We start from the raw sequence: 21,248 nt of genomic DNA, 5'->3' as shown, positions 1-21,248 counted from the left end.
TTAGCGCGGTCCGCTTTTTCGTTGAATCACCACCTTGAACAGCTCGCTCATTCCGTCGCTTAGGAGCAGCTGGCGGATGGAACGGTTCCGCCTGGCCTCCGGCCCGAACGGGTCGCTCGCTACGGGCTGGCGCAGCTTGTGCAGCAGTCCGTTCTCGACAAGAAACTGTTTTTGCGACATATATACGGTCTCGCAAGCGCCGGCGGCCTCGCCCGCCTCCAGCACGTCGGTGAAATTGACATGAGCGGTCATATCCTGCTCTCCCGGAGCTTGCAGCGGCGTGTCGGACGCCTGATGGTTCCGGTAGCACAGCAGCGTGCCGTTCATGCGGTGCTCGGCCCACAGCTCGGAGGCCGTATCGCCGTAATCGATCGTCACGATTTCGCCGCTGCGCAGCCGGCGGAGCGTTGCGCCGATCCAATCGGCGGCCGCCAAATTCACCTCGAAGCGCTGTCCCTGCCGCTCGGGCAGCCGTTTGCCTTGGATATAGGCGGCGAGCCGCCGGTCAGTCACAGGCAGCCAGCGTTCGGCCAACGCTTCGGCCTGCTCGTCCCAGGCGACATGCAGCTCGCGCCATCCTTCCTGCCGCAGCGAAACGATATGAACAGGCATCGCGTCGAGCAGTTCGTTGGAGAGGACGAATGTTTTTTCCCAGGAAGGGACGGCATTCCATTCGGCTTCGTCCATGATTCGGACGATACTCTCATGCGGCTTCAGGCGGTCTGCCTGCAGCAAGCGGTGATAAGGACTCGCCTCCACAGATACATAGGCAAGGCGTTCATAAATCGAGGGGTAGGCCGACTGCAGCTCGTCAAGAAGGCTTCGCGCCAGCTTGCCGTCCCCTCCTCCCCACTCGGCGATCGTGACTTGGCCATCGTCTGGCCAAAGCCGAATCCGGGAGGCTGCATAGGCCGCAAGCGTCTCTCCCATCAGCGTGCCGATCGAGGCGCTCGTGTAGTAATCTCCCTGAGGGCCGAGCTTCGGCCTCGGGCGCATATAGTATCCTTGCTCCGGTTCGTAAAGGCAAAGACTCATATATTCCGAGAATCGGATCGCTCCGGCGGGGCTTCGCGCAATTCGTTCGCGGATCGTCTGCAGCATGGACAACACCTCTTTTTTCGCTGGTTGAAAACTTGCGGAGGCTGCATTCCATATTAACCATATCAAAATGACCGGTCGCTTGCCAGCGAACGGCTATTTTTTGTCATGTTTTCCTTCCGCCTATGATATGTTAGTTTAAGAGAGTTAATGGAGGGATTCGCGCCCATGAAGCGACATGTGATGCTGGTCTGCCTGCTCGTTGCCGCTCTGACGGCAGCGCCCTGTGCGGCAATCGGCGAGACGGCCAGACAATCGGGGGGAGACGCTTTAAGGGAAGCTTCGCGGCAGGTGCTGCAAAAAGGGTTGACCTTATACGAAATCGATCAGGAGTTAAGCCGCATCGCTGAGCTCGAACAGCAGCTGAACGCTCAAATCTCCGCGACCGAACAAGAGTTGGAGCGCGCCCGCGCTTCCTCTGATGAAGCGAGACGGCACGCCGGCAAAGTGATCCGCGCATACTATATGGGCGACCGCGATACGATCTGGCTGCTGCTGTTTTCCATCCGCTCTTTGTCCGACGCCTTGTCGACGCTGGAATATTTGCAAATGATCCTAAGCTCCGACCGGCGCGCCCTGCGGCAGCACAGCGAGGAGCAGGCGCGGCTAAGCCGGATCACGGAGGAGCTGGCGCAGTCCAGACTTGCCCTGCAGGAGAGCAAGGAGCGATACCTCAGCGGGCGCGAGCGGCTGGTCGCGCTGCAGAAGGAGCTGGACGAGGCGCTGGCGGCAAGCGGCCAGGCAGATCAGCTGAGGCAGCAGATGGAGGCGCTGAACGCGCAGTGGCAGGAGGAGGGCGTCCCGCTGTTTAAGACGTACTTCCGGGAACTGGCCAAGGCGATGAAAGACTTGCCCGAAATGGTCACAGCCGGCAGCGGCGGGAACAGCAGGCTCATTTTGAACGGGTTTAATTATACGTTCCAGCTGACCGATGAAGAGCTGAACGAATTTTTGCGGCAAAAAAACGAGCTGTTTCATCGCCTGACCTTCCGATTTACTGCGGATCAGGTGATCGCCGAAGGAATGCATGAGAATACGACCGTCCTGATCAAAGGAAACTATCGGCTGGAGACGAAAAACGCATCGGACGGCAAAGCGGTCCAATATGCCAAATATTCGATCGATGAGCTGCAATACAACGGCTACATGCTGCCGGATACGACCATCCGAGCACTGGAATCCGAATTCGACCTCGGCATTTACCCGCAAAATATCGCCAGCTTCCTGCAGGTAACCGGCATCGATCTGGAGGAAGGCACAATGAGCGTTATGCTGAAGCTGGCGCTTTGATTCCTCAAGGTCGCCGCGGCTATCGCGGCCGTTCTGCGGATTGCTGCGGGCGTTGGCCATAGCTCGAAGCGGATTCACTGCCAGAACAAGACGCCCTGGAAAGGATGTTATCGATGGAACGCAAATACGGCCTCTTGATGAATATGCCGGAAGGCAAACGAGCCGGCTATTACGCGCAAATCGTCAAAGCGCTGGCCAGCCAAGCTCCGCCCTTTGACAGAGACAAAGAACTGCTCGTATTCTCCTCGCCCGAGGAGCGCAGCGCCGCCTGCCGGGTGATGGAGCAATACGGCATTCCTTATGAGGAAATGCCGCTTTGGCTGCTGCCCGAAACAGCGAAGCTCGCTCCTTGCTTCGACGATTACGGCTTCGTCAGCCGGCTGGAGAGAGCTTATGTCTATGCCGAGCTCGTCAGCCTGTTCCTGCTAAAGGCGGCGGAGCCGGGCGGAGGAAGCGCCGGCTGCAGCGATGCCTCATCTGCCCTCTTGCAGCTGGAGGAGCACATGATCGCCAAGTTTTCGCCTGCTGGCGGCGATCCGCTCTATATCGCCGGCGGCGCAATCGAGACGCAGCACCGCGAGCTGGCGGAAGGCATCGGCAAAGCGTACGGCTGCTCGATCGAGTGGATCGAGTGAGCGGCCTGGCAAGGTTGCGCGGCTTTGGGCCGCTGTTTCCTGCGGGAGCTGCATAGGCTTGCCGCATCGCCGCGCCCGGCCAAGCGGCAGCGAAACGCCGCGGGAATAGGAGCTTGCAGACGAACGCGGAAGCCGCTCGGGCTAATGCTGCATTATGTGCAGCCAATCAAAGCTCAACAGCCGCTATCCGGCCGAGGGGCCCGCGGCCAAACAAAGGACCTTCGACCCGCTTCGCACCACCCGGGTTGAAGGTCCTTTGCGCGCGAGGCGCTACAGCAAATCCGCCGCCAGCTGGGCCAGGTGAGAGCGCTCGCCGCGCTCGAGCGTGATGTGGCCGCTGATCGTCTGGTCCTTGAAGCGCTCGACCACATAAGTCAAGCCGTTGCTGGAAGCGTCCAGGTACGGATGGTCGATCTGCTCCGGGTCGCCGAGCAGGACGATTTTGCTGCCTTCGCCGACGCGGGAGACGATCGTTTTCACCTCATGCTTGGAGAGGTTCTGCGCCTCGTCGATAATGATGAACTGCCCCGGAATCGACCTTCCGCGAATATAGGTGAGCGCTTCGACCTGAATGCTGCCGAGGCCGGCCAAAATTTTATCGATATCGCCTGATTTTTTCGTATCGAACAAAAATTCGAGGTTGTCGTAGATCGGCTGCATCCACGGCCGCAGCTTCTCCTCCTTCTCGCCCGGCAAATAGCCGATATCTTTGCCCATCGGCACGACGGGCCTGGCGATCAGCAGCTTTTTGTACTTGTGATCGTCCTCCACCTTCATCAGGCCCGCGGCCAGCGTCAGCAGCGTTTTGCCCGTGCCGGCCTTGCCCGTCATCGTCACCAGCGGAATATCGTCGCTCAGCAGCAGCTCCAGCGCCATGCGCTGCTGGGCGTTGCGGGCGGCGATTCCCCATACCGGGTCGTTGCTCAAATACAGCGGTTCCAGCTTTTTGCCGTCCGCATTCACCTTCAGCAAAGCGGATTTGCTCGTGCCCATCTCGTCCCGAAGGATGACGAACTCATGCGGATGAAGAGGGTACGCCAGATTGAGCGAACCGACGCTTAAATAGCGGTAAGTATAAAACTCGTCGATCAGCGCCGGGTGCACGTGCAGCGTAATGTGCCCCGTGTACATATCAGGCATGTTGACGATGCGGTCGGTCAAATAGTCCTGGGCGTTAATGCCGAGCACGTCGGCTTTAATGCGCACGAGCAGGTCTTTGCTGACAAGAACGACTGGACGCGGGTCCGGCTTGTCTTTTTCTTCCAAATGATAATTCAAGGCGACAGCCAGTATACGATTGTCGCTCGTCGCCTCCATGAACACCTCCTGCAGCTTGGCGAAGCTGCGATGATTCAGCTCCACCTTCAAGCTGCCGCCGCTCGGAAGCGGAATTCCTTCGAACAATCGTTCCTTGCCTTGATTGCGCAAACCGTCAAGCATCCGGGAGATTTGGCGGGCATTGCGCCCGAGTTCATCCGCATTGCGCTTCTTCGAATCGATCTCCTCCAGCACAATGGCAGGGATGATCACCTCATTGTCCTCAAAAGCGTAAATCGCGTTCGGATCCTGGAGCAGCACATTCGTATCCAGAACGAAAATTTTTTTCATTCGGAGTCCCTCCCAGATTAGGTGTTTGACCGAAATGTACATAGGAACTTGCCTGCGAGGACAAACTAACGGAAGCAGTGATATCAAGAAAGGAACGATGGCTGATGAGGATGTTTGTCGCATGCATCTTGCTGATGGCGGCATTGTCAGGCTGCGGCCAAGCACCGAACGGCGGAGCTGCGGCTTCCCAGACGGGCACGGACCGCCAGATTCAGGTGAATCAGACAGCCGCCGAGAAAAAAACGATCGATAACCCGCAGGAGGTAGCCAGCCGTCTGGAGCAGCTCGCGCTCAGCGTCCCTAACGTACAAAGCGCCAATTGCGTTGTATTCGGCAACACTGCGGTTGTCGGGGTCAACGTCCCGCCGGAAATGGACCGCTCCAAGGTCGGCACGATCAAGCTTTCCGTAGCGGAAGCGCTGAAAAAAGATCCTTACGGCGTGAACGCGCTCGTTACGGCCGATATGGATTTGGCCCAAAGGCTGGGCAACATTCGCGATCAAATCCGCAGCGGCAGGCCGATTAACGGCTTCGCCGAAGAGATGGCGGCGATCGTCGGCCGCATTATGCCGCAGGTGCCGCGCGACGTCGTGGACGGGGGCGGGGACAACCCCGGAGATCCGGTGCATAACAACCGTTAGGCGCCGCCCCTCGTATAAGGTGCAAAAAAGCCTAGAAAACGAACGAATTCTAGGCTTTTTTCATGGCTTCGAAAACCTGCGTGTCCAGCTTCTCCGCGGCACGCTGATCATAAGTCTTCTCGTATTGGGGGGCGGCGGAAATGCGCGCGCCGTAGAACATCGCGTCGCGAACGGCGCTGATGTTAAGGTCGAAGCAGGCAAGCTTGAATGGAACGCCCTCGAGCGCCTCGCTCACGACCTTCGCCGAAGCATATACGGCATGTACGCTTCCTGCGCCGATCAAGGTCAAGGTGCATAAAGGCTGCTTCTTCAGGTTCGCGACGATCCGGGAACGCTGGTCGATCGCCAGGCGAACCGTCCGCTCATCCTTGGCAAGCAGCCAGGAGATGGCGTTCACGCTGGGCGCTCCGCTCTCGTGATCAATGGTGTTCAGCAGCGCAAAAGGATTGTCTTGCAGGATGGATATCTGTTGTTCTGAAAGAGCTGTGATTGTCTCGGCCATCAATAACCCTCCAGTTTGTCCGCCTTGCAGGGAACTCCAAGGGAACAGGTTGTCTGTTTCGTATGCTCATTATACCACACGAGAAGTCGGTGAACCACGGGCGGATGTCCAGGCGGCAAGCGGTCATGCACTCCCTTCGAAGGTGATATTATTATTTTATCTCCGGAAGAGAGGTTATATGTCACTCATTATATTTCGGATTGGCATGGATGTCCGCAAGCAGCTGCTCGGCAGACTCGCGGTCGAACATGAGCTTCAAGCTGCGCCCGCCAATCTCGTAACGGATGTGGTACATCGTCTCGTCCGCTTCCTTGGAGAAGGCCGTCAGCCCGTGATCGTCTCGCAAAATTTCCTCAAAAAAAGCCCGCGTCTCCTGAGCCGCCCCGTCCGTCGGCCTCGCCTCGGCGACGATCGCGATTTGCAGCCAATTGAACAGCGCATCCCTCAGTTGCACGTCATCCATCCTCCCTTAGCAGCAAAAGATAACAGCCTTGCTCCTGCCAGCTTGTCATAAGGCGGAGCCATTCCGCAAGCTTTGCCCGGTGCGGCCATTCCCGCTCAGCGCTCAGTCTGCGTTCCGCTTCCTTAAGCCATGCCGGCAGCTCGCTTCGCGGCGACGGAAGCTTCTCGAAATAAGCGAGGGCGCAATGGGACATCGGCCACCTCGACTTGCGCCCCTCCTCCGCCTGCGGCGCGCCTGAAGCCAGCACAATCGGCGATGCGGCTGAGAAGGAAAAAGGCAAGCCGTTCTCCGCTGTGCAGCAAGCCCCATCCTCCTCGCTTAATAAAGCGCTCGCCTTGAAGGTTAAGAGAAAGCGCGGATGAACCGACTGCAGCAGCTTCTGAAGCGATTGCCGCGCGGCATCCGGAGCGAGCGCTATGCGCTCTTGGCCGATAACGGCATTGTCCCCCTCCCAGCGGAGCGGCGCCAGCCAATATACCGTCATGCCGCCTCATTCCTTTCGCGTTTTCGTCTGACGCTCCTGAATGAAATAACGAATGCGCACGATCAGCATCAAAATGACCGCGATGCTGAGGCTCGGCACGATCGGCAGTCCGGCAAGCTGAAAGAAGAGCAGCATGATGGAGCCGAGCGCCAGCAGCAGGTAAATAATCAGGTCCTTCAACAGCGGCAGCTTGCGCGCGCGAAACACTTTATTGTAAACGTATGTAATCAGAACGAAAATAATCAGATACGTAATCCACGGGTGATCCAGGAACCATTCTCTCATGGCGTAACCTCCTTTTCCGGTGCCGGCCGCATGCTGGCTGGCATGAACTCCTTTTCCGATACCGCCGCATTTCGGGCTTCGTTAAGCAAAGAAGCTCTGAGCATGCCAGAGCTTCCCGCCGTAAGAGCCAATTACACGCCCGCTTCCGCCATCTTCCGATGCTTCTCGTAACGGTCGCGCTCGCCTTTGTTCAGAATTTTTTTCCGCAGCCGGATCGACTTCGGCGTTATTTCGCAATATTCGTCGTCGTTCAAATATTCCAGCGCCTGCTCCAGAGAGAACAGCACCGGCGTCTTCAGCTTGACCGTCTCTTCCTTGGTCGCCGACCGCACGTTCGTCAGCTGCTTCTCCTTGCAAATGTTGACGATGATGTCGTTGTCGCGGTTATGCTCGCCTACGATCATCCCTTCATATACCTCGGTGCCCGGCTCGATGAACAGCACGCCGCGGTCTTCGACGGACAGCATGCCGTAGAAGGTCGAGGTGCCTCCCTCGCTGGCGATCAGCACTCCCTGATGGCGACCGCCGAGGCTTGAGCCCGCGAACGGCCCATAGCTGTCGAAAGCGTGGTTCATGATGCCGTAGCCGCGCGTCATGGTCAAAAAATGCGTGCGGTAGCCGATAAGCCCGCGCGCCGGAATCAGAAACTCCAGCCGCACGCTGCCGGTGCCGTTGTTGATCATGTTGACCATCTCGGCCTTGCGGGAGCCGAGGCTTTCCATAACGGAGCCCATGCTCTCCTCCGGCACGTCGATAATGAGCCGTTCGATCGGCTCCATCTTCTGCCCGTCGATCTCGCGGATGATGACCTCCGGCTTCGACACCTGCAGCTCGAAGCCTTCGCGGCGCATATTCTCGATCAGGATGCCGAGATGCAGCTCGCCCCGGCCCGATACGATGAACGCATCCGGGCTCTCCGTCTCTTCCACGCGCAGCGAGACGTCCGTCTCCAGCTCCTTCATGAGCCGCTCGCGCAGCTTGCGGGAGGTGACCCATTTGCCCTCCTTGCCGGCGAACGGGCTGTTGTTGACGAGGAACGTCATCTGCAGCGTCGGCTCGTCGATCTTCAGCAGCGGCAGCGGCTCCGGATGAGCCGGGTCGGCGATCGTCTCGCCGATATTGATCTCCTTGATGCCGGCAATCGCGATGATGTCGCCGGCTCCGGCCTCATTGATCTCCAGGCGGCGCAAGCCCTGGAAGCCGAACAGCTTCTCGATGCGCGCCTGCTTCGTCTGCCCTTCGCGGGTGACGACGGCGACCGGCTGGCCTTGGCGAATTTTGCCGCGGTTGACCCGGCCGATGGCGATGCGTCCCAAATACTCGTTGTAATCGAGCAAAGTCACCTGAAACTGCAGCGGCTCGTCCACGCTTTCCTGCGGGGAAGGAATATGGCCGACGATCGTGTCATACAACGTCAGCATATTGTCGTCCTGACGCTCCGGATCAAGGCTGGCCGTCCCCATCAGAGCGGAGGCGTACACGACCGGAAAATCGAGCTGATCGTCGTTCGCGCCAAGCTCGATGAACAGCTCCAGCACCTCGTCGACGACTTCGGCCGGACGGGCATTGGGGCGGTCGATTTTGTTGACGACGACGATGGGTGTCAAATTTTGCTCCAAAGCCTTGCGCAGCACGAACTTCGTCTGCGGCATCGTCCCTTCGAAGGCATCGACGACGAGCAGCACGCCGTCGACCATCTTCATAATGCGTTCGACTTCGCCGCCGAAATCGGCGTGTCCCGGCGTATCGACGATGTTGATCAAATAGTCCTTATACGTAATAGCCGTATTTTTGGCCAAAATAGTAATGCCCCGCTCGCGCTCCAAATCGTTCGAGTCCATCGCCCGCTCCTGCACGGCTTCGTTGTCGCGGAACGTACCCGATTGCTGCAGCAGCTTGTCTACCAGAGTCGTCTTGCCGTGGTCGACGTGGGCGATAATGGCAATATTGCGGATGTGATCTCTAGCATGCATATAAGTAAGGAGTTCCTTTCTGTACGGTTTAGTCAAAGCTACCTTGAAGGTCACGTCCGGCTTCCACAAAAGAAGCGCCGGATGTTCAGCTCCGACGCTTTACTTCTTATATTATAAGGCGGAACGCGGCAAAACGCAAGAAAACGGCTGAACTTTACAAGAAATCCATGCGGCGGCGAGCGGCTCTGCCCGGTTGGCTCACTCGCTTCAGACCGATCAAGCCGATTTCGGCCCGGCGATCCACTTCTTCACCAGCCCGGCGGCGATCACGAGCATGGCGCCGACCAGCGGCACGACCTGGTGCGGAACGGCCTGCAATACGATGCGGGATACTTGCTCGTCGGCAATGAACATTTCTCCGGCCGTATAGCCGAGGATTGCCGCCCCCAAATACACGAGCACCGGAAATCGGCTGAGCAGCTGAACGACCATCGTGCTGCCCCAGATGATGAGCGGAATGCTCAGCCCGATCCCCATGATGATCACCGCCAGATCGCCGTTCGCCTTGGCTGCGATCGCCAGCACATTGTCCAGACTCATGACGAAGTCGGCGACAATGATCGTCCAGATCGCTTTGCCGAGCGTCGGCGCTTCCCTGATATTGGAATGCCCTTCGTCGTCCGTCAGCAGCTTGACCGCGATCCACAAAAGCAGCAGCGAGCCGGCCGACTGAATATACGGCACCTTAAGAATGTATACCGCGATAATCGTGAGTACGACCCGCAGCCCGATCGCCCCGAACGCCCCCCACCAGATCGCCTGCTGGCGCTGAGGCCTGGGAAGATTTTTGCTCGCCATGGCGATGACGACCGCATTGTCGCCGCTCAGCACGATATTGATCAGCATGATTTGCAGAAAGAGCCATAGCCATTCCACCATCGTCCTTCAACCTCCATCCGAGAAGTACGCCACTACTATCCTATTGTCCAGGCCCTCCCCGGCATGACAGCTAATCCGCAAGATTTAAGAAAAAAGCCTGTTGAAATTTTTTTCAACAGGCTGAGCCTTGCCTTCGGCAATGGTTCTTGATCGTGCAAACCTATACTTTGCTGCGACAGGGGATGCGGTGCTCGGTCGGCGGCCCCCTCACCCCGCGCTAGTATTCGAACTTCGCGCTAGCATTCAAACTATGGGCGTCAGCGCGCAAACTGTGCAACGGCGTCAAGCTCTACGTCAGCGCAGCCTCTCCCCGGGCACACGAAGCGGCGAATCCTGCAAAAAATGCAACATTTTCCTTACCTTTGGCACAAGAGGACCCAAAGTCCATCAAGGCTGGGCGGGCGCGGTTTAAAATGCCCTAGCAAAGTTAAATTGCAGCGCTAAAAAAAGGCGGACAATGCGTCATCCTCCGTGCGCTCGGCGTCCGCGTGCACCGTCTCGGTGCGCAAAATGGCGCTATCCTCCGCTTCCTTCAGCCACGGCATTTTGTCTTCCATACTTTCCACGACCTTCAGTTTCGGATTCGTGCTCGGATTGGGCGGCAAAAACAGCGTGCAGCAGTCTTCATGCGGCAGTATCGAGATCTCATAAGTGCCTATTCGCTCCGACAGCCGGATAATTTCCCGCTTCTCCATGCAGACCAAAGGCCGAATAACCGGTATCCGGACCGCGGCGTTGATCGCATTCATGCTCGGAAGCGTCTGGCTCGCCACCTGTCCCAGGCTTTCGCCGGTGACGATCGCGCCCGCCCCGTTCGCTTCGGCGATCCGCGCGGCGATGCGCATCATCGACCGCCGCAGCAGCGTAATATACAGGTTGCCGCCGTAAGCTCGGTGCATCGCCGTCTGCAGGTCGGTCAGCGGCACCATATGGAGCCGGACCGGACCGCCGGCGTATTGCGAAAGCTTGCGGGCCAAATCCTTTACCTTATCCTGCGAGCGTTCGCTCGTGTACGGGTAGCTGTGAAAGTGCACGGCCTCAAGCTCCAGCCCCTGCCTCATGGCCAAATAGCCGGCCACCGGGCTGTCGATCCCGCCGGACAGCATCAGCGCCGCCTTGCCGTTCGTTCCGACCGGAAAGCCTCCGGCGCCTTCCGTCACCTGATGATAAAACAGCGCTCCCTCGGAGCGAATCTCGGCTTTCAGCTCGATATCCGGACGATGCACGTCCACCTTGATGCCGGGCAGCGCCCGCAGGATGCAGCCCCCCAGCAGCCTGTTCAGCTCGTGCGTATCGTACGGATAGCTCTTGTTGACCCGCCTGACGCTGACCTTGAACGTGCGCGGAGCGGGCTCGAGCGCTTGCATCAAGCCGACCGCCGCCGCCTGCAGAGCTTCCGGCTCCAGCGAGGCGGCATATACCGGGCTGAAGGAAGAGATGCCGAACACGGCCGCAAGCGGACCGGCTATGTCGGAATAGCTTCTCCCGTTCAAATAAATTTTCACGCGCCCGAACTCGGGCTTGTATTCGAGCTCCGGGAATTCTCCCAGAGCCCGCTTTATATGCTGCAGCACCGCTCTCTCGAAGCGCTGCCGGTTTCTTCCTTTCAGGGTGAGCTCGCCCAGGCGAACGAGTACAAGCTCCGGATTCATGTGCACAAATGACCTCCATTCTTCTCCTTTACCCGCGCTGCTGCGCCTTTCAGACTTAAAAGCTCGATCGTCCGCCGCAGCGCATCGCACAAGCGATCCGCGTCATCCAGCGTCTCCATGGCCGAGAAGCTGATCCGAATCCCGCTCGCGGCGCGGCTGCGATCCAGCCCCATGGCACTCAGCACGCGGCTCGGCTTGTTGTCCGCCGACGAGCAGGCCGAACGGGTGGACACATAGATTCCATGCTGTTCTAAAGCATGGACGATAACTTCCGCCTTCATACCGGGAAACGAAAAATGGACGATGTGCGGAGCCATCTCCTCCGGGCTGCGGGACCCGGTCAGCGCAAGCTGCGGCAGGCTGTCGATGCACTGCACCAGCCTGGCCCGCACGGCGGCGGTGCGCTGCAGGAACTGCTGCCGTTCGTCCATCGCCATGCGCAGCGCCTTGGCCATGCCGACAATCGCCGGCACGTTCTCGGTGCCGGAGCGCAGGCCGCCCTCCTGCCCGCCGCCCGGCAGCAGCGGCTCAAGCTCCAGCCCCTCGCGGCAGTACAAAATGCCGACCCCTTTCGGCCCCCTCAGCTTATGAGCCGAAGCGGACAGCAGGTCGGCGCCGATCGCCGCCGGGTTCACGCCCAGCTTGCCGACCGCCTGTACGGCATCGACATGAAACAGCGTCTTGGGCCGATCCTTCAGCATGCGGCCGATCTCTGCGACAGGCTGGATGCGCCCCGTCTCGTTGTTCACATACATGACGCTGACGAGAATCGTCTCGTCGGTCAATGCCTTCTCCAGCTCGTCCAGCCGGACTTGGCCTGTTTCGTCCGCGGACAAATAAGTGACGCGAAAGCCCTGCTTCTCCAGCCAGCGGAACGTTTCGTACACGGATGCGTGCTCGATGGATGTCGTGACGAGGTGCTTCCCCCGTCCCGCAAATCGGGCGGCCGCGCCGCGAATGGCGAGGACGTTGCTCTCCGTTCCGCCGGACGTAAACACAATTTCCCCAGGCGAGGCGTGCAGCGCGGCGGCGATCGTTTCCCGGGCCCGCCGCACGAGCCGTTCGGCCTCCAGGCCGGCCTTGTGGAGCGAGGAGGGATTGCCGTAATACCGCTTCATCACCTCGGCCATCGTCTCGATCACTTCTTCGTACATGGGCGAGCTTGCCGCGTGGTCAAAATACAGCATCGATGTTCAACCCCCTTCTTAAGTTCCCGACGGATCATGGACGAAAAACAAGACCAACATAAGCGCTGGGCTTTGTTGGTCTTGCGTTGTGCTATGCTTCTGCTTCGTAACCCCTCTTCATCTCCAACACCTTGCGGACGTAACGCTGCGTCTCCTCCGGCAGCAGATGAAGCTTGTCCGCCAGCTCCCGGTCATTCGCGACTCCGAGGCGGTCGACACGGCCAGGACCGGCGTTGTACGCGGCCAAGGCCATCATCTCGTTGCCGCCGTATTTCAGCAGCAGGCGGGACAAATAGCGGGTGCCTCCCTCGATGTTCTGCGCGGGATCGAACGGATCGCTCACGCCCATCGCCCGGCCTGTCGCATCCATCAGCTGCATCAGGCCTTTGGCGCCGGCGCGGGATACGGCATTGGCGTTGAAGGACGATTCGACGGCGATCACCGACTTGATGAGGCTCGCCTCTACGCCAAAACGGCGGCTGGCCGCCTGAATGATCGGCTCGAAGGCTGCCCGGCGGCTCGTCTCCTCCGCCCCGACGGCCGCTTCGGCATATCGCACGGGCGTCGCCGAGAATCGGTAGGCAAGCGGCAGCAGGGCTGTCTCCGGCGGGAACGGCGCCCGCGAGCCTGCAGCCATCGCCTTGGCATCCGACGAATCTGCCGCAGACGAAAGCAGCATGCCCAGCACCTCGGCAAAGCCACTTCCTTCGTCGGCCGTCGCGGCGGAAGAAAGAAGACCGGACTGTCCGAGCATCTGAAGCTCAATCAGTTGTTTGAGCGTTCTCGGGTCGATGGTTGTCATGCTGACCAGAACTCCTTGCCAATATCAGTGATTCTTCTATTGTACACCGTTTTGAGTCAGCCGCCAACTATTCGTTTGGGCAAGATTACCTAGTTCGTTACGCCATGACCTGAAGCTTGCAGCTTTTTGGACGGCTTGCTCCAGTACTGCTCGCTGCCGGGCAAATCGTCGAACCATGCTGCCCCGTCCGGGCAGTCCAGCACCATAAACTGGCCGTAACGGTTTTCCCGCGACTGGTGATATTTCAAATACGCTTTGCCGTTTTCAATAGCCAAAATTTCAATTTTGCCCGACGTATGGCTCATCGACAGACGCACCCGCTTGCCGAGCCCCGAAGTGCGTGCCTTGGCCTGCTCCACGATTCGATACACTTGTTCGAGAGGAAGGACGAAATCGCTGTTGCCCGCAACCGGGCGGTTGATGAAGAAATAGTACGGCGTCACGCCAGCCCAGGACAGACGGTCGAGGAGCTCCGCCAGCACGTCCGGATCGTCGTTGATGCCCTTCAGAACAGGCGTCTGGTTGACGACGATCACGCCCGCATCGTGCAGCGCCTGGAACGCCTTTCTGGCCTGAGGGGTAATTTCGCGCGGATGATTGATATGCGCCATCACGTAAATGCGCTTCTCGGCACTCGAATATTCGCGAAGCATGGCCAGCAGCTCCCGATCCTCGTAGATGCGCATCGGGTTGAATACGGGAATTTTCGAGCCGAGACGAATAATCTGGACATGCTCGATCTCGCGCAGTCTGGAAATAATCGAGCGCAGCTTGGCTGTCGCAAGAATCAGGCTGTCTCCGCCGGTCAATAGCACATTGTTGATCTCGGGATGCTTCGCAATGTATTCGATGCCCGGGGTGACATCGGCCATCGCTTCCTTGACGTCATTGCGGAACAACCGCTTGCGAAAGCAGTATCTGCAGTACGAACCGCATACCTCGGAAACGATCAGCAGCGCGGTGGTCGCATACTTGTGCTGGCAGCCGGGGACGACGTAATTCGTCTCTTCGTCGGAGGCATCCCAGCGCCCGTATTCCTGCAGTTCTCCTTCGTTCGGGATGACCAGCTTGCGAATCGGGTCGTTCGGATCGTCCCAGTCGATCAAGCTCAAGTAATAATCGTTGACGCGAAAAACGAACTTTTCGGTAATCGCTTTCAGACGTTCTCGTTCGCTCTCCGGCAGGGCGGCAATTTTTCGAATGTCCGTAATGTACTTCGGCTGCGGCACATTCATTCCTCCTCTTTCCGTAATGAATTCGGCTCTCATCTAGCCGTCGTGCGCTGTGCCGCCGCAGGGCAGCCCTCTCAGGGGAGCGGTGGCGCCAAAGCCAGCAAAAAGAGCCCCGGGCGGTCACAGGCATACGCTTACCGCAGTGGGGGCTCTACAGACTAGAAAGAGACCCTGTAGCCAGGGTCTCATGGAAGCAAGTTTACACACCGAATGATATGCATTTGACCCATCCACTGCTGACGAGGTTAGCTGACGGACTCGGATCGATGGTATCCTAAGACGCTTCTTGCACCAACAGCGCCTATTCGCCCCGAAAATGGTTCCCCCGCTTCCCGGTCGAGCAACCGGGAATTAAGCGTATGTTTAATATAACGAATTATTTCGCTCCTGTCAAACCTTTCCCGATTTTTGCGATGCAGCGTTCAAAACGGGAAAACGGCCCTTCATTGACGGAATGAGCAATGGTTGCCAGGCAGCGATAATGGTTAGCCGGGCAGCGATTCCTTGAAGCGGTCCTTCAGCCACCGTTTTCGCGCCTCAGGCCAATCCCGCTCGCGGGCGAGGCTGTCGATCCGCCAGTACAACGGCGGGTGAGCCATGAACTGAAATTCGAGAAATCGCCAAAACCATGAATCCCGCTCAATGATGGAAGCGCGGCTCGCCGGCGCTCGGCTATCGGCCATGCGGTGCGCTAACGATTTCTCGAGATCGCGGTCTTGAGCCTCCGCCAAATCGGTCAATCCTTGCGCCATTTGCCGCTGCCCGCCAGGAAGCCAGGCGGCGCCGGTAAAATCCGCTCTCACTTCTGTCCACTGGGCGACGAAGGAGAGAACCATAGGGAAGATGAGCATGACCGCGTAAATCAACGCAAACATCGCAAGCTTGTAATGCGTGGCGAACCACTTCAGCGGATCGTAAAACAGATACGCCGCGCCGGCCAGCAATCCGATAAAAAGGAACCGCGCCAGTTGAACCGTCAGCACATCGCGCTTCTTGATATGGGCCGCTTCGTGCGCCAGTATCGCTTCGACGGACGGAGTCGGCAGCCGCAGCGTGGCTGTCGTCAGGATGATCGCGCCGTGCCCGATATTCATTCCGGCGGCGAAGCCGTTATAGTCCGGCGAATCGACGGAAAACAGCCGGGTACGGGGAATGCCCGCCTTGCGGAAAATCGCTTGCGCCCGCTCGGCGGCGACGCCTTCCGCGAGCGGCTCGGCATCCATCGCAGCGATCAGCACGCGATCCGAGATGAACATATTCAAAAGCCACCATAACACGGGAAGCAGAGCCATCATCCATGCCGGCGCTTGAAGCCAGAGCAACAGGGCCAGAAGTCCGGTGTAAGCGGAAACGCCTTTAACGGCTGCGGCAAAATACCCTTTCCAAAACAAACGCTTCAGCACGGCGGGATGCCACAAGGGCAGCACCTTGTTCTCTTTCCCGCCGGCCCGGTGCGAAGCGAAGGCGGCAAGCAGCCGATGCCAATAAACCGCGTCGTCCGGCGCCAAGTAAACCGTCTCCCCCGGAAAGGAAAGCTTCAGCGTTTGTCCGAACGAACGGGTATAATCCTGATACGAGGAAAATAAGGTAAACAGCGGATGCAGCCTGAGCAGATCGACAGACGGCCAGACGGCAGCCTCCTTCAATTCGCAAAGCGGAAAATCTCGCGGCTGGAAGCGGGACAGGACGATCAGACGCTCCTCCTCCGGAAGCCAATAGAGGCGGGCCGCGGAAAAGTCGCCTACCCTCTCTGCCGTCTGCAGCGTTACGGAGATCATCATAAAGATGACAAGCACCTTTAACGCCGCATAAGCTTCAGGCGCCAGCCCCAAAAACAGCACCGCCCCCATCATGGCCAAGGCGGTTAATGCAAGGTCCGCCGCCAAACGCTTCGCGTCCTGGCGCTGAACGATTTCGACCGAACGAGCCTGCCGCAGTTTTTGCTGCAAAGCCGCATTCATCTCCCGCTTGTCCCGGTCGAGCAGCTCCGCCAAAGCGAAATAGGCGTGGCAGCCGATAGCCGCCAGCAATATCGCTTGTCCGAGCGGATAGCGGACAAACACCCAAGTCAGCGCTGCCGCCGCCAACAGCATGCTGGCAGCGGCGGCAACCTTGCTCGGCAGCCGGATCGAAACAGCGTTCATGACGATAGTTATCGCGACAATCGTCAGCAAAACCGGCGCATCGGGCAAAATGTCCATCCCGTTACCTCTGTTGCACCGGAATCATCGTATCCGCCAATTCGCTGAACTGAGCCAGCGACAAGTTGGGATCGATAAACAGGACCGAATAACTCAGCCCCTGCTCCTGCCATACGAGCGAACGGAAATCGTTCATTTCCATCCATACTCCCGCCTGGCCGCGGATCGCGACAGGCGTCTCGCCGGGAAGTGCCGCGGAGGCCTCATCCCCTGCCGCATCTTTCGGAGCAGGGAATACGGTCATCGTGAAATAAGGAACCCCGTTCTTCCGGTAATCCAGATTAACCTCGCTGCGTTTCAGTTCTCCGCGCAATTCGGTTAATTCAATGCGGGAAACGGAGATGCCGTCCTTCTCGGGGACATGAAGGAATGCTGCTCCGATGCGGTCCACCGCTTCCTCCATAGTGATTTCGCGGCCGGAATTCATCTCGTCCAATCTTTGAACCGCAACATCCGCAGGGAGCTCAAGCGCAAACGTTTCGGCCGGAATATCCGGGTTCAGCTCTACCTTCGTATAGGTCGTTTCCGAGCGGGTATTCCCTGAGATCGAAACGATTTTTAACAATTTCCAATTTTCCTTATCGATCCACAGCTCCTGATCCCCGATGAGCGCCGTGCTGTCTTTCGCCTTGGCCGTCAGCCGGTATGCCGTTCGGCCGGCGATGTCTTCTTCGCCGCGCAGGGCGATCTCATGAGATTGCTGAATCGTCTGCAGCAGCTGCTCGGCTTGCTTTTTAGGCGACGTGAGTCCGAGTTCGAGCAGCTCCGGATCTTCGCTGACCATAGCCTGCCTAAGCTCAGGCTGGTAAATAATAAGCCGGGCGCCGTCATGGACGGTTACCGTCTTGCCGCTTCCGTCCCGGGCCTCCGCTTCGCTTCGCCTTTTGCCGTCCTTGCTGATCCATTCTTTGATGAACAGGTGCTCGGTTTCTTTTCCTTCCCCGATCATCGTCTTTATTTCAGCCTCGGCGTAATATGCGGCAGGTTCATGCGATTCATTCAGCGCGTTTTGCAGAGCTTGCTCCGGCAAAAATTCCGAATGGCTCGAGCAGCCGAAAAGCACGATCATAAGTCCCAACATAGTCAAACACCCATTTTTCCGAAACTTGGTCATGCGGATTCACCTTCCTCGTTGATTAAGGGCAGGCGGCAGATTGCGCAGGTTCCGATGGTCTCCCTGGAATAAATCGCGATGTCGCCGCCATGCTTCTGCAGAATCTGTTTCGCGATGCTAAGTCCGAGTCCGGCTCCGCGGGCATCCTGTTTTCCCCGGGCCGGGTCGGCCTGATACAGCGGATTGAAAAGATAAGGAAGCTTGTCCCTGGCGATGCCCTCGCCATCGTTCTGTACAATGAAGAAGACGCTGTCCGGCGTATCCAGGCACGCTTCTTCCTTCACGAAATCGAACAGCCAATCCAGCGGGACGCGACCGGTCGAAGCGGCGGCAAGCCAAATCCGCTTTCCCGTTTTCGCATGCCGCAGCGCATTGCTCATCAGGTTGTTCGCTACGCGAATCATCTGATTCGGATCGACCCGGACTACGCCCTGCACGTCGCTTCGCACCAGCAGCTGAACCTGCTTCTCTTTGCACAACGGTTCATAATCGGAAACGAGCATGTCGAAAAATTCGCCGCCGTCCACCTCCACCCGCTCGATCTCGTAGGTAGGCGTCTGCAGCAAGGCATACATGAGCAGGTCGTCCAGCAGCTGCTTCATATAATTGGCTTTATCGACGATAACGCCGCGGTACTCGTCCCGTTCCGCCGCGGTCAGCTCCTGCTCCGCAGCGAGCGATTCGGCATAAGCGCTGATCGACATCAGTGGCGTTTTCAGGTCGTGGGAAATGGCCGCGATCATAAACTGCTTTTGCTGCTGCTCGTGCGCGAGCTTGCTTCTAGCAGCCTCGATCTGCCTGCGCATTTTGTGAAAGTGGCCGGTCAATTGGCCGATCTCGTCCTTCCCCTCGGGCCGTTCCTCGACCCCTTCGCCTAGGGCGAAAGCGGTCATTTGCCGCATCAAATGCGTCAGCCGGCTGTTCAGCTTGCGATTGACGGCGAACGCCACGGCGACATAGATGAGCGCGAACAAAGCGATAAAAGCGGCGGCGACAAGCCAACTGCGCTGCGACACGCCCGCAATCCATTCATCGCGGCTTAATTGAATCTCGAAAAAACCGGCCAGCTCGCGCCCCGAAAATACCGGCTGCCTGTAGCTGTAGGCGCGGTAGCCTTGCTGCAGGGAGTACAAGTTCTCGTACAGCTGAGTCCTGCCGAGCGAAAATTGCGGCGAAACGCGCAGCGGGTCCGATGTGTAAAGAACGACGCCGTCGCGATTGTAGAGAACGATCGAAACTTGCGGCTGAATCAGCTCGTCGACTTGCTTCCGTTCCGCGTGGATCGCATACCATCTCGGATCGTCCAGCACGGTGATTAGGCGCTGCAGCTGAGCCCGTTTACGCACGTATTCTTCCACGTTCAAATCTTTGTGGTAGGCCTGGACCCAGACGAACAGGACGTAGGCAGCGGCCAAAGGAAGGATCATGACGATGAAGTAGGACAGCAAAAGCCACGTTTTGATTTTCATGTCGGTTCACCGATAAACCGGTAGCCTTTTCCCCACACGGTCTGGATGAACCGCGGATGCTTCACCGGATCGCCAAGCTTCTCCCGGAGCGATTTGATGTGCACCGTGACGGTATGCAGGCCTTCGGCGTCCGCTTGCTGCCAGACGTGCCGGTACAGCTCGTTTTTGGAGAAGACCTGATCGGGATGCTGCGCAAGCACCTTCAGCAAATCAAACTCTTTGGCGGTTAACGGAATTTCCGAGCCGTCCCGCTCGGCCTTCTGCCGCTCCCAATACAAGGTAAGGCCGCCCGCGTACTCGCTTTTGTTCTCTTGCGCCGGCTTTCCTTGATATCGCCGCCAGCGGCGAAGCAGCGACTCCACGCGCGCTTTAAGCTCCGCCAGACTGAACGGTTTCGTCAAGTAGTCGTCCGCGAGATGAAGCCCCTTCACCTTGACCTCGTCTTCCTTGCGGGCGCTGACGATCAGAATCGGGACGTCACTGTTCCAGCGAATGTTTTGGCACAGCTCGAATCCGTCCATCTCCGGCAGCATCAAATCGACCAGCGCCAGATCGTACGATTGCTGCAAAAAATCTTGCCACCCTTCCAGGCCGCTCGTCGACCACGTCACGTAATACCCGTCCCTCCTTAATGTATCGCGAACGACGCGGGCGATCTCCGGATCATCCTCCACCAAAAGCAGTCTGCCCTTCATGTTCGATCCCTCCTGTGTCCCAATGTAACATAACCGCGTTCGGCTCTTCGCAAATTATATACTTTCTTTATAATTGATCCGCTCATTGGCGGAAATTCCCGAGGATCTTGGAAATAGCCCCCGGAGCGTGCGGCCCATTTTCATTTTCTGGTGGTGCCGTGCAAGGCGGCATGGGCGTCTATCCTTAAAATTTGGCGGTTTAAGCCGACAAATTTTCAACAGTCGCAGGTGACGACCGATGACGAAGAAATCGCTTGTCTATCGGAAATAGAAAAGCAGGCCCCGAAGGACCTGCTGCAGCAGCTTCAAGCGTAAAGCGGCACGAGCACAAAATAACCGGCAAGCGACAGCAGCCCGATCACGACAGACCAGATGCCAAGCGAGCGCTGGCCCACCATATAGGCGAAAAAACCGAGCAGCGAAGCAGCGCTTCCGAATACAGCCGGAAGCACGAACAGCGACAGCACCGACAGCGCAAGCGAGGTCAGGCCCACCCAGCGGTATGCGTCCGGCGCGGCCGCCTGCGAGCGGCGCTCCTTCGCTTGTGCCGGCTCTGCGCGCAAGCCTTCCTTGACCGCTTCCGCCGCCCGCTGACGCGAATAAGGAAAAGCAACTTCGGCCGCGTATTCCTCGGCGAAGCCGCTTCTCTCCTTCCGGCTGCCGCGCTCCCGGGCGTTCTCCTTAGGAAGCGCGTCATTCGCATCACGTTCGAGCCGCTCGCGGTTCCTGCGTTCATGCTTCATGTCATGAACCTCCCCGAGACGCAAGTGAATCAGCGATACTTACGATTTTTTCGGCTCGAACGTGTGACAACAGGTTGCGCTGGGTGCCTTCGCCACGTCTTGATGGTCCTTGAAGTCAGCGGCGAATTCCGTGTCGTACTTCATGGAAGCATGCTTGTCGATCTCGATCATGATGGTGCTTGCGTTGCAGTTGTTCCCCTGCTCCCAAAATTTGCAGTTGGACACGCTGCATTTTACATCAGGCATCGTCATCACCCCTGTATCATCTTGCCCGCGGGCTTCGGCATATATACCC

General features: G+C 58.2%; 21 protein-coding genes and 1 riboswitch. Of the genes, 3 read left to right on the top strand and 18 right to left on the bottom strand.

Annotated features, from left to right (window positions below; translation table 11 throughout):
* Entirely contained in the window at positions 1-1,101 is a 1,101-nt protein-coding gene (locus F591_RS0102685; RefSeq protein ID WP_019533043.1) for a class I SAM-dependent methyltransferase, read from the bottom strand.
* Between the two features lie 165 nt (positions 1,102-1,266).
* Here F591_RS0102685 and F591_RS0102680 point away from each other — a divergent pair, with 165 nt between their 5' ends.
* The gene (locus F591_RS0102680) at positions 1,267-2,388 is read left to right on the top strand and encodes a hypothetical protein (RefSeq protein ID WP_019533042.1); all 1,122 of its coding nucleotides are present in this window, start codon (positions 1,267-1,269) and stop codon (positions 2,386-2,388) included.
* A 113-nt stretch (positions 2,389-2,501) separates the two neighbouring features.
* Positions 2,502-3,023 (top strand): hypothetical protein, encoded by a 522-nt coding sequence (locus tag F591_RS0102675; protein ID WP_019533041.1) that lies wholly within the window; start codon positions 2,502-2,504, stop codon positions 3,021-3,023.
* Between the two features lie 270 nt (positions 3,024-3,293).
* Here the strand turns inward: F591_RS0102675 and F591_RS0102670 are convergent, their stop codons facing one another.
* The gene (locus tag F591_RS0102670) at positions 3,294-4,631 is read right to left on the bottom strand and encodes a PhoH family protein (RefSeq protein WP_019533040.1); all 1,338 of its coding nucleotides are present in this window, start codon (positions 4,629-4,631) and stop codon (positions 3,294-3,296) included.
* 104 nt (positions 4,632-4,735) lie between these two features.
* Between F591_RS0102670 and F591_RS0102665 the strand changes: the two genes are divergently transcribed.
* On the top strand, positions 4,736-5,272 hold the full coding sequence (locus F591_RS0102665; protein WP_019533039.1) for a YhcN/YlaJ family sporulation lipoprotein: 537 nt from the start codon (positions 4,736-4,738) through the stop codon (positions 5,270-5,272).
* A gap of 49 nt (positions 5,273-5,321) precedes the next feature.
* Here the strand turns inward: F591_RS0102665 and F591_RS0102660 are convergent, their stop codons facing one another.
* The 16 genes from F591_RS0102660 to F591_RS0102575 form a co-directional block, all read right to left on the bottom strand.
* Entirely contained in the window at positions 5,322-5,774 is a 453-nt protein-coding gene (locus tag F591_RS0102660) for a pyridoxamine 5'-phosphate oxidase family protein (protein ID WP_019533038.1), read from the bottom strand.
* Positions 5,775-5,955: 181 nt separating this feature from the next.
* Complete coding sequence (locus F591_RS0102655) at positions 5,956-6,237, bottom strand: hypothetical protein (RefSeq protein ID WP_019533037.1); 282 nt, start codon at positions 6,235-6,237, stop codon at positions 5,956-5,958.
* Positions 6,230-6,721 (bottom strand): hypothetical protein, encoded by a 492-nt coding sequence (locus F591_RS0102650; RefSeq protein WP_019533036.1) that lies wholly within the window; start codon positions 6,719-6,721, stop codon positions 6,230-6,232. Before F591_RS0102650 ends, F591_RS0102655 begins: the two co-directional genes overlap by 8 nt.
* 6 nt (positions 6,722-6,727) lie before the next feature.
* The gene (locus F591_RS0102645) at positions 6,728-7,006 is read right to left on the bottom strand and encodes a YlaH-like family protein (RefSeq protein WP_019533035.1); all 279 of its coding nucleotides are present in this window, start codon (positions 7,004-7,006) and stop codon (positions 6,728-6,730) included.
* A gap of 131 nt (positions 7,007-7,137) precedes the next feature.
* Complete coding sequence (typA, locus tag F591_RS0102635; RefSeq protein ID WP_019533034.1) at positions 7,138-8,979, bottom strand: translational GTPase TypA; 1,842 nt, start codon at positions 8,977-8,979, stop codon at positions 7,138-7,140.
* A gap of 216 nt (positions 8,980-9,195) precedes the next feature.
* A complete protein-coding gene (locus tag F591_RS0102625; protein WP_019533032.1) occupies positions 9,196-9,858 on the bottom strand; it encodes a TerC family protein in 663 nt (220 codons plus the stop codon).
* Between the two features lie 440 nt (positions 9,859-10,298).
* Positions 10,299-11,510, bottom strand: coding sequence for a tRNA uracil 4-sulfurtransferase ThiI (gene thiI, locus F591_RS0102620; RefSeq protein WP_019533031.1), 1,212 nt, complete (start codon positions 11,508-11,510; stop codon positions 10,299-10,301).
* On the bottom strand, positions 11,507-12,697 hold the full coding sequence (locus F591_RS0102615) for a cysteine desulfurase family protein (protein ID WP_019533030.1): 1,191 nt from the start codon (positions 12,695-12,697) through the stop codon (positions 11,507-11,509). The genes thiI and F591_RS0102615 overlap by 4 nt, the downstream gene beginning before the upstream one ends.
* A 91-nt stretch (positions 12,698-12,788) precedes the next feature.
* The gene (locus tag F591_RS0102610) at positions 12,789-13,499 is read right to left on the bottom strand and encodes a lytic transglycosylase domain-containing protein (RefSeq protein ID WP_019533029.1); all 711 of its coding nucleotides are present in this window, start codon (positions 13,497-13,499) and stop codon (positions 12,789-12,791) included.
* A gap of 89 nt (positions 13,500-13,588) precedes the next feature.
* On the bottom strand, positions 13,589-14,728 hold the full coding sequence (locus F591_RS0102605; RefSeq protein WP_026326326.1) for a KamA family radical SAM protein: 1,140 nt from the start codon (positions 14,726-14,728) through the stop codon (positions 13,589-13,591).
* Positions 14,729-14,950: 222 nt separating this feature from the next.
* A riboswitch (cyclic di-AMP (ydaO/yuaA leader) is annotated at positions 14,951-15,099 on the bottom strand.
* Positions 15,100-15,216: 117 nt separating this feature from the next.
* Entirely contained in the window at positions 15,217-16,932 is a 1,716-nt protein-coding gene (locus F591_RS0102600; RefSeq protein WP_019533027.1) for a M56 family metallopeptidase, read from the bottom strand.
* 4 nt (positions 16,933-16,936) lie between these two features.
* The gene (locus F591_RS0102595; protein ID WP_245580969.1) at positions 16,937-18,013 is read right to left on the bottom strand and encodes a LolA family protein; all 1,077 of its coding nucleotides are present in this window, start codon (positions 18,011-18,013) and stop codon (positions 16,937-16,939) included.
* A gap of 29 nt (positions 18,014-18,042) precedes the next feature.
* Positions 18,043-19,515, bottom strand: coding sequence for a HAMP domain-containing sensor histidine kinase (locus F591_RS0102590; protein WP_019533025.1), 1,473 nt, complete (start codon positions 19,513-19,515; stop codon positions 18,043-18,045).
* Complete coding sequence (locus tag F591_RS0102585; RefSeq protein ID WP_019533024.1) at positions 19,512-20,210, bottom strand: response regulator transcription factor; 699 nt, start codon at positions 20,208-20,210, stop codon at positions 19,512-19,514. Before F591_RS0102585 ends, F591_RS0102590 begins: the two co-directional genes overlap by 4 nt.
* 305 nt (positions 20,211-20,515) lie before the next feature.
* Complete coding sequence (locus F591_RS29390; protein WP_019533022.1) at positions 20,516-20,953, bottom strand: hypothetical protein; 438 nt, start codon at positions 20,951-20,953, stop codon at positions 20,516-20,518.
* A gap of 39 nt (positions 20,954-20,992) precedes the next feature.
* The gene (locus F591_RS0102575) at positions 20,993-21,199 is read right to left on the bottom strand and encodes a DUF1540 domain-containing protein (RefSeq protein ID WP_019533021.1); all 207 of its coding nucleotides are present in this window, start codon (positions 21,197-21,199) and stop codon (positions 20,993-20,995) included.
* Between the last annotated feature and the right edge of the window lie 49 nt (positions 21,200-21,248).

It is taken from the genome of Paenibacillus ginsengihumi DSM 21568, from assembly GCF_000380965.1.
GTDB classification, from domain to species: Bacteria; Bacillota; Bacilli; order Paenibacillales; family NBRC-103111; genus Paenibacillus_G; species Paenibacillus_G ginsengihumi.
The sequence above is the reverse complement of the archived record's forward strand: the minus strand, read 5'-3'. Positions and strand labels throughout refer to the sequence as shown.

What these genes read in the sequence shown, in the direction of transcription:
- F591_RS0102595 (WP_245580969.1), bottom strand. Translation starts at nt 18,013, where the DNA reads ATGTTGGGACTTATGATCGTGCTTTTCGGCTGCTCGAGCCATTCGGAA.
- F591_RS0102650 (WP_019533036.1), bottom strand. Translation starts at nt 6,721, where the DNA reads ATGACGGTATATTGGCTGGCGCCGCTCCGCTGGGAGGGGGACAATGCC.
- F591_RS0102625 (WP_019533032.1), bottom strand. Translation starts at nt 9,858, where the DNA reads ATGGTGGAATGGCTATGGCTCTTTCTGCAAATCATGCTGATCAATATC.
- F591_RS0102670 (WP_019533040.1), bottom strand. Translation starts at nt 4,631, where the DNA reads ATGAAAAAAATTTTCGTTCTGGATACGAATGTGCTGCTCCAGGATCCG.
- F591_RS0102645 (WP_019533035.1), bottom strand. Translation starts at nt 7,006, where the DNA reads ATGAGAGAATGGTTCCTGGATCACCCGTGGATTACGTATCTGATTATT.
- F591_RS29390 (WP_019533022.1), bottom strand. Translation starts at nt 20,953, where the DNA reads ATGAAGCATGAACGCAGGAACCGCGAGCGGCTCGAACGTGATGCGAAT.
- F591_RS0102655 (WP_019533037.1), bottom strand. Translation starts at nt 6,237, where the DNA reads ATGGATGACGTGCAACTGAGGGATGCGCTGTTCAATTGGCTGCAAATC.
- F591_RS0102585 (WP_019533024.1), bottom strand. Translation starts at nt 20,210, where the DNA reads ATGAAGGGCAGACTGCTTTTGGTGGAGGATGATCCGGAGATCGCCCGC.
- F591_RS0102600 (WP_019533027.1), bottom strand. Translation starts at nt 16,932, where the DNA reads ATGGACATTTTGCCCGATGCGCCGGTTTTGCTGACGATTGTCGCGATA.
- F591_RS0102575 (WP_019533021.1), bottom strand. Translation starts at nt 21,199, where the DNA reads ATGCCTGATGTAAAATGCAGCGTGTCCAACTGCAAATTTTGGGAGCAG.
- thiI (WP_019533031.1), bottom strand. Translation starts at nt 11,510, where the DNA reads ATGAATCCGGAGCTTGTACTCGTTCGCCTGGGCGAGCTCACCCTGAAA.
- F591_RS0102615 (WP_019533030.1), bottom strand. Translation starts at nt 12,697, where the DNA reads ATGCTGTATTTTGACCACGCGGCAAGCTCGCCCATGTACGAAGAAGTG.
- F591_RS0102680 (WP_019533042.1), top strand. Translation starts at nt 1,267, where the DNA reads ATGAAGCGACATGTGATGCTGGTCTGCCTGCTCGTTGCCGCTCTGACG.
- F591_RS0102685 (WP_019533043.1), bottom strand. Translation starts at nt 1,101, where the DNA reads ATGCTGCAGACGATCCGCGAACGAATTGCGCGAAGCCCCGCCGGAGCG.
- typA (WP_019533034.1), bottom strand. Translation starts at nt 8,979, where the DNA reads ATGCATGCTAGAGATCACATCCGCAATATTGCCATTATCGCCCACGTC.
- F591_RS0102590 (WP_019533025.1), bottom strand. Translation starts at nt 19,515, where the DNA reads ATGAAAATCAAAACGTGGCTTTTGCTGTCCTACTTCATCGTCATGATC.
- F591_RS0102610 (WP_019533029.1), bottom strand. Translation starts at nt 13,499, where the DNA reads ATGACAACCATCGACCCGAGAACGCTCAAACAACTGATTGAGCTTCAG.
- F591_RS0102675 (WP_019533041.1), top strand. Translation starts at nt 2,502, where the DNA reads ATGGAACGCAAATACGGCCTCTTGATGAATATGCCGGAAGGCAAACGA.
- F591_RS0102660 (WP_019533038.1), bottom strand. Translation starts at nt 5,774, where the DNA reads ATGGCCGAGACAATCACAGCTCTTTCAGAACAACAGATATCCATCCTG.
- F591_RS0102665 (WP_019533039.1), top strand. Translation starts at nt 4,736, where the DNA reads ATGAGGATGTTTGTCGCATGCATCTTGCTGATGGCGGCATTGTCAGGC.